This window comes from Vibrio sp. 10N.261.52.A1, from assembly GCF_002876325.1.
GTDB lineage: Bacteria > Pseudomonadota > Gammaproteobacteria > Enterobacterales > Vibrionaceae > Vibrio > Vibrio chagasii.
In genome coordinates this window covers 1-2,221 of record NZ_MCYD01001154.1, presented here as the reverse complement: position 1 = coordinate 2,221, position 2,221 = coordinate 1, and the positions used below count along the sequence as shown (strand labels likewise).

Annotated in this window: 2 protein-coding genes; both read left to right on the top strand. The window is 44.3% G+C overall.

Going from position 1 to position 2,221, the window contains the following annotated elements; genetic code table 11:
- The coding region (locus BCT81_RS24755) for a transglycosylase SLT domain-containing protein (RefSeq protein WP_102426180.1) at window positions 1-1,720 on the top strand (1,720 nt) is incomplete at its 5' end.
- 170 nt (window positions 1,721-1,890) lie between these two features.
- Complete coding sequence (trpR, locus tag BCT81_RS24750) at window positions 1,891-2,184, top strand: trp operon repressor (protein WP_008221633.1); 294 nt, start codon at window positions 1,891-1,893, stop codon at window positions 2,182-2,184.
- Window positions 2,185-2,221: the final 37 nt, after the last annotated feature.

Sequence of the window (2,221 nt, the reverse complement as noted above, 5' to 3'; positions counted from 1 at the left end):
TTTTCTTATTGGCTTAGGTGATCGCACTCCGGCGGAAGTGGATGCGTTTATTGAAGAGAACAAAGCACTGCCATTTTCTAATCGTATGCGAGCACCATATTTAGATATGCTGGCGTCTAGAAAACAGTGGCAAACCATCCTCGAGTTTCAGACCAAAGAGCCAGTGGGCGAAAAGTACCAATGCATTTATTACCGAGCGAACTATGAGCAAGGTAATCAAGAACTGGCTTTTAAAGGAGCGAAGCAGCTTTGGTTGAGCGGCGATGGTGTTGATGACGCTTGTGACCCGTTGTTTAAGAGTTGGGATCAAGCTGGCTTGAGAACCGATGAGCTAATTTTAGAGCGTATGCTGTTAGCGTTTGAAGGGCGTAACGGTAAGCTGATGACCTATCTGATCAAGCAATTGGATCATAATGAGTCAATTGCTCAAGCTAAGCAGATGAAGGCGTTATACAACAAGCCTGAAAATGTGCTCACATTCGCTAAGAAGCATCCAGCCAATGAGTTTTATCAAGCTCAAACGGAGTTTGCTTTTAAGAAGCTAGCAAGAAAATCGGCTAGTAGTGCCCAAGAAGTATTCGATGATGTCATCAAGGCCCAGAAGTTTTCTGAAGAGAAATCTCAAGAGCTTGCTGATTACCTGACTTTCCGATTAATTAATACCGATTCTGAAGAGTTGATGGAGTGGCGAGACGAGATGCTGGCGAGTTCGTCGAAACAAGTCTTGTTGGAACGTCGTGCTCGTTTGGCTATTCAGCATGCAGATTGGGTTGGATTGAAAGAGTGGATTGCCCGCCTAGACGACAAGCACCAAGCGTCATTGCGTTGGCAATACTGGTTAGGCAGGGCTGAAATAGCAACTGGAGATACCGAAAAGGGCAACCAACGTCTGTCTGATATTTTAGGCAAGCGTAATTTCTACAGTGTTGCGGCGGCTAAGCAGTTAGGTAAGCCTATTCAGTACCCTACATCAACGCTCAAGTATAATGCTGAAACAGTGAAGCCTTTTAGTACTTCGCTGATTCGTATCGATGAACTGATTACTCGCGATAAAATTGCCGCCGCTAAAAGTGAATGGCGCTGGCTACTGACCAATGCAGATAAAGAGCAAAAAGAGATGCTTGCCGCTTACGCTGCGACACAGCGTTGGAATCACTTCACTGTCATTGCGAGTATTTCAGCGAAAATGTGGGATAACATTGCGCTGCGTTTTCCGGTTGCTCATAAGTGGTGGTTTAACTTCTATGCGGAGAAGCATGATATTGATCCAATCACCTTGATGTCTCTAGCAAGACAAGAGAGCGCGATGGATTCAGAAGCTCGTTCTCCAGTTGGTGCACGTGGTGTCATGCAAATTATGCCAAAGACAGCGCAATACACAGCCAACAAGCACAAGATTAAGTACAAGGGTAGCGATGATCTTTACGATGTCGGCAAGAATATCGAAATTGGCAGCCACTACTTAGATGGCTTGCTCTCTCAATATGACAACAACCGTATCTTTGCTTTTGCTGCCTACAATGCAGGTCCAAGCCGTGTTAAGCAGTGGCGTTCTCGCAGTGACGAAAAGCTTGATGCCTTCGCTTTTATTGAAATGATTCCATTCAAAGAGACACGCGGTTACGTTCAGAACATCTTAATGTTTGAGACTTACTATCGAGACATCTTGGGTGAGCAGGGCGAGTTTTTGGCTCCCCATGAGGTGAAAACTAAATACTAGTGGTCGATAAGTCCTTAAACTGAGTGACAATTGAAGGCAGTGAGTGCGAACCATTTCCGCTTACTGCCTTTTTACATTGGATCACATCCAGTATTTCGGTATAAAGTGGTAGACGCTTTCAATCGATAAGCGACTCTTTAAAGTCTGAATTTAAAAGTAAGTGTAGATATATGGCATCACAACCTGAATATGATAACTGGCAACAACTCATGGATTTAGTTAAGACAGCGGTTGAGAAAGATCAGCATGAACTGTTGTTGACCATGATGATGACGCCCGATGAGCGAGATGCTCTGGTTGCTCGAATTAATATTTTTTGTGAGCTAATGAAAGGTGAAATGTCTCAAAGACAAGTAAGCCAAATGCTGGGAGTCGGTGTGGCAACCATCACCAGAGGCTCGAATGAGCTCAAGGCAAAATCAGAACAAGAGAAAGCGATTATTGCCGATCTGCTGCTTAAGTAATGATGGCTTAAGCTATCACTGAATAGCGAGAGTGCGA

What these genes read in the sequence shown, in the direction of transcription:
- trpR (WP_008221633.1), top strand. Translation starts at nt 1,891, where the DNA reads ATGGCATCACAACCTGAATATGATAACTGGCAACAACTCATGGATTTA.